The sequence below is a fragment of the Photorhabdus akhurstii genome, from assembly GCF_018448925.1.
GTDB classification, from domain to species: Bacteria; Pseudomonadota; Gammaproteobacteria; order Enterobacterales; family Enterobacteriaceae; genus Photorhabdus; species Photorhabdus akhurstii.
On record NZ_RCWE01000059.1, the window covers coordinates 1 to 3,679 of the forward strand.

Consider the following 3,679-nt stretch of genomic DNA (forward strand, 5'->3'; position numbering starts at 1 on the left):
TGGAAGGACAGGCGCCCCTGACCCTGGAACGGGATGACGCCGGCCGGGATACGGGGCGTTACGTGGAAGGGGGATTTATTCTGCGCCAGCAGTACAGCCTGATGGGCCAGTTAACCGCGCAACGGGCGGGCCGTAATCCCCATTTCTTCCGGCCGGCTGAACTGGAAGAGATTGCCGGACCCGCTTACGCGGGGGTGGCCCGCCGGTATGAATACGATGCCGCGCTGAACCTGACCGCTGTCAGTGATGACGGGCAGCCGTTAAATTATCTCCTCAACGGCAATGGCCAGGTGATGTCGGTGGGCGAGGGCCGGACACTGCGGGAGCATTATCAGTATGATGAGACCGGGTACCCGTCAAGACGGTTTGACGGGGCGCAGGAGATTATGGGGGAAACCCTCTATCAGGAGGGCCATCGCCTGAACTGGGTGGGCTCGCACCGGTTTGTTTACGACCGGGCCGGCCGCATGCAGGAGAAGCAGTTTTTAGCGGAAGGTTGCCGGCTGGCGCTGACAAAATACCGGTGGAACAGCCAGAATCAGCTGACCGGGCTTATCACCCCGGACGGGATACCGTGGGAATATCGCTATGACGCCTTCGGGCGGCGGACAGAAAAACGGTGTATCCAGAGCGGTAAGCTGACCACGTATGTGTGGGACGGCGACGTGCCGGCGGAAATCCGGGAATATCAGCACGGCCGGCTGAAAATGATCCGCCATCTGGTGTTTGACGGCTGGGAGCTGATAGCGCAGCAGACGCAGGCGTTTACGCTTAATCTGGACAACCGGGTGGAGCTGATGGCTGGGGAGGTGCAGACCCAGTATGCGGTCAGCGCCCCGACCGGCGAGCCGCTGGCGCTGTTCGACCCGGAGGGCAAGCGGGTGTGGCGGCGGCCGAAGCAGTCGCTATACGGCCTGCGTCTGAGCGGACACGGCGAGAACCCGCCATTGGACCCGGGCCTGAGATTTGCCGGGCAACTTTTTGATGAGGAAAGTGGTTTATTTTATAACCGGTTCAGGTATTATTTGCCGGAAGCAGCGTGCTACCTCAGCCCTGATCCGCTAGGGCTAAATGGGGGTGAGAACCCGTATGCGTACGTCCATAATCCGGCGAACTGGATTGATCCTCTGGGGCTAGCTGGTGAAAATGTATTTATTCACTATACAAATAAAGCTGGCTTTGACGGCATTATGAAGAGCGGTGTTCTTAATCCAAACGTCAGTGGAAAAGTTTATATAACGGATATACTGATGTCGCCAAAAGATGTAATGAGAGATTTATTGATAAACAACCCCAATCATATAGGACGAGGAGACTATGCGATTATTTTCAAAATAGACCCAGGGGAAAGAGGAAATATCCGTTCACCTTCTAGATTAGAATATACTCATGAAGGAAAGTTGAAATTGAATAATATTCTGTATGCCGGTAAAAACCCATATACCATATTAGAACATCTTGATTATGATACGAGACTCAAACTCACTGATAATCAAGTTAAAATCAGAAAGTGCGGAGGGAAATAATGAAGCACGAATCTATTCAATTAGCAAGGGAAGAGGTGAATGCAATAATCAAGCTGATCCTTTATATAAAGTTTGAATGTGAGGATCCTGGAACACTGATATATTCAAGTAGTCCTTTGATAAATTCAGCATTGGAAAAAATGTTGAATATGTATGGTTATAAGGATGATTGGGATAAAGTTTTCTCAAAATTTCTAGAAGCAGATAAGAATTTTGTAATCAAAAGAGTCGAATATTTAGAAAAACGTGAAAATAGTCCTCTTGATGAGGAAATTAAGCAGCAAATCTTATCAAATCATGCGTATCCATATAAGTGGTAGTTAATAATTAATAAGGCCGGAAAGATCCCCGTGATCTTCCAGCCTTGTTATTTTTATGCTTAAAATAAATATCTTTCAGGGTTGGTCTTATATATTAAATATATAATTTAAAACCACAAAAATATAAAATAAATAAGAAGATAAACAAAGGAATAATACAGAAAAATATAAGATTAATGATAAATATATACATAGGCTATATTTTAGATATTTTATTCTGTTTTCTCCCTGAAATCGCAAAAAGCCGGAATCGCTTCCGGCCTGTTTCTTTCTTACCGTGGTGAATACCCGTGACACGCCAGTGCCGACTGGAGCCGCCCTATCGCGACCTTGATAACCCAGGCTTCCGCATCATCAATCGCACAGGCGCGTATCTCCGCCCAGTTCAGCCGCTTAACCAGTTGGGCTAAGGCCAGCGCTTCAATGTGAGTTAACTGGATATCCTGTAAATGTTCAATGGCTATCGTCATCTCATGCTCCCCTCTTAACCCGCAAAACCAGTTATCAACGCCCGCATCTGCTGCTTAATCTCCCGCAGTTGTTCCTGTTGCCGCTGGTATTGCTGATGCTGTTGTTGCGTGGCCTCACTGTCCGGTATCAGCACCAGACAGCCGTCCATCACCTTCACCGTAATCTGGCCGCCAGTATTAAACCCCGCCTGTCTCAGCCACTGCCCCTTCAGATGTATCGCCGGTGTAGCGTTGTTGACCTTGTTCCCGTTCGGCACATAGCCCACAGTGTAATAACGTTCTGTTTTCACGGCTTTATTTACTGCCGCTTCTGCTTTAGAATGCGCCTTAGCCATAGTGACTACTCCTATTAGTTGCTGTGGTGAGCGGATTGACAGTGTTGGCGCACTGGCAATCCGCGTTAGCTTTATTCGTTACTCTTCTTTCTTCTTCGCTGCCTGTCTGGCTGAATCCCAACGTCGGGACTGATACTTGATAATTAAACTCTCCAGCACTTCACGAACAATACTCTGTTCATCATCAGGAAGCTGGCTGATGGCTTCAAACTGCAAGGAAAGTTCATCAACCGGTACACGTTCATGTTCATCAAATAACAAAAAGTCCGTGCTGACATTCAGCGAAGTCGCAATCTTCTTCAATACATCAAGGGAAGGCTGAGCCTGCCCTGTCTCGTACTTCTTCCAGCTATTAGCATGAATCCCAATAGCATCAGCCATCGCCTGCTGAGATAGGCTACGTTGCTTACGTAAAGCAATGAGTCGTTCAGATAAGGGCATAGATAAGCACCAGTAAACCGAGTGACTCATGATTTTACCCCCTTGATTAATATCCACTTGACGATAGTACATATATGTGTACCATAATAAAACATATTAATGGTCTTGACAAGGTTTTAAAGGAACAAACTCATGGCACGCATCCCGGAAGCCGAATTACAGCACCTGAAAGCCGCCGTCTCCTTAGTCGCCGTGGTGGAGCAACAGGGGCGACAGCTCTTTAAACGCGGCAAAGATTACGTGCTGCTGTGCCCGTTCCATCAGGAGAAAACCCCGTCAATGGTGCTCAGCCCTGAAAAGAACCTCTATCACTGTTTCGGCTGTCACGCCGGCGGCTCCGTACTGGACTGGGTGATGAAAACCGAGGGGTTAAGCCTGCGCCATGCCGTGGAACGCCTGCGCGGGGAACTGGGCGAGAATCCGGCAATCGCCCCGCTGGTCCAGCCAAATGAACCCGCCATGCTGGCCGAAGACGAAGCCGGACGGCAGGCGCTGCTTAATCGGGTGGTGGAGTTCTATCACCAGACGTTGCTGAACGCCCCCGAAGCGCTGGCTTATCTGGAAAAACGCCGGTTAAACCACCCGGA

6 protein-coding genes are annotated in these 3,679 nt (G+C 49.1%); 3 read left to right on the forward strand and 3 right to left on the reverse strand.

Translation table 11 applies throughout. The features are described 5' to 3' along the window. On the forward strand, positions 1 to 1,526 hold a 1,526-nt coding region (locus tag EAE93_RS23470; protein ID WP_332009638.1), incomplete at its 5' end, for an RHS repeat domain-containing protein. Next, the gene (locus EAE93_RS23475; protein ID WP_036771863.1) at positions 1,526 to 1,846 is read left to right on the forward strand and encodes a hypothetical protein; all 321 of its coding nucleotides are present in this window, start codon (positions 1,526 to 1,528) and stop codon (positions 1,844 to 1,846) included. The genes EAE93_RS23470 and EAE93_RS23475, both read left to right, overlap by 1 nt. A 272-nt stretch (positions 1,847 to 2,118) precedes the next feature. Here the strand turns inward: EAE93_RS23475 and EAE93_RS23480 are convergent, their stop codons facing one another. From EAE93_RS23480 to EAE93_RS23490, 3 genes are all read right to left on the reverse strand, one after another. After that, the gene (locus EAE93_RS23480; protein ID WP_214040688.1) at positions 2,119 to 2,316 is read right to left on the reverse strand and encodes a DUF7706 family protein; all 198 of its coding nucleotides are present in this window, start codon (positions 2,314 to 2,316) and stop codon (positions 2,119 to 2,121) included. Between the two features lie 14 nt (positions 2,317 to 2,330). Further along, on the reverse strand, positions 2,331 to 2,651 hold the full coding sequence (locus tag EAE93_RS23485) for a SymE family type I addiction module toxin (RefSeq protein WP_214040689.1): 321 nt from the start codon (positions 2,649 to 2,651) through the stop codon (positions 2,331 to 2,333). Positions 2,652 to 2,729: 78 nt separating this feature from the next. Next, positions 2,730 to 3,092 carry a helix-turn-helix domain-containing protein gene (locus EAE93_RS23490; RefSeq protein WP_046976653.1) on the reverse strand — a complete coding sequence of 121 codons (363 nt, stop codon included), beginning with the start codon at positions 3,090 to 3,092 and terminating at the stop codon, positions 2,730 to 2,732. A 132-nt stretch (positions 3,093 to 3,224) separates the two neighbouring features. Here EAE93_RS23490 and EAE93_RS23495 point away from each other — a divergent pair. Beyond that, on the forward strand, positions 3,225 to 3,679 hold a 455-nt coding region (locus EAE93_RS23495; RefSeq protein WP_250151172.1), incomplete at its 3' end, for a CHC2 zinc finger domain-containing protein.

What these genes read in the sequence shown, in the direction of transcription:
- EAE93_RS23475 (WP_036771863.1), top strand. Translation starts at nt 1,526, where the DNA reads ATGAAGCACGAATCTATTCAATTAGCAAGGGAAGAGGTGAATGCAATA.
- EAE93_RS23490 (WP_046976653.1), bottom strand. Translation starts at nt 3,092, where the DNA reads ATGCCCTTATCTGAACGACTCATTGCTTTACGTAAGCAACGTAGCCTA.
- EAE93_RS23480 (WP_214040688.1), bottom strand. Translation starts at nt 2,316, where the DNA reads ATGACGATAGCCATTGAACATTTACAGGATATCCAGTTAACTCACATT.
- EAE93_RS23485 (WP_214040689.1), bottom strand. Translation starts at nt 2,651, where the DNA reads ATGGCTAAGGCGCATTCTAAAGCAGAAGCGGCAGTAAATAAAGCCGTG.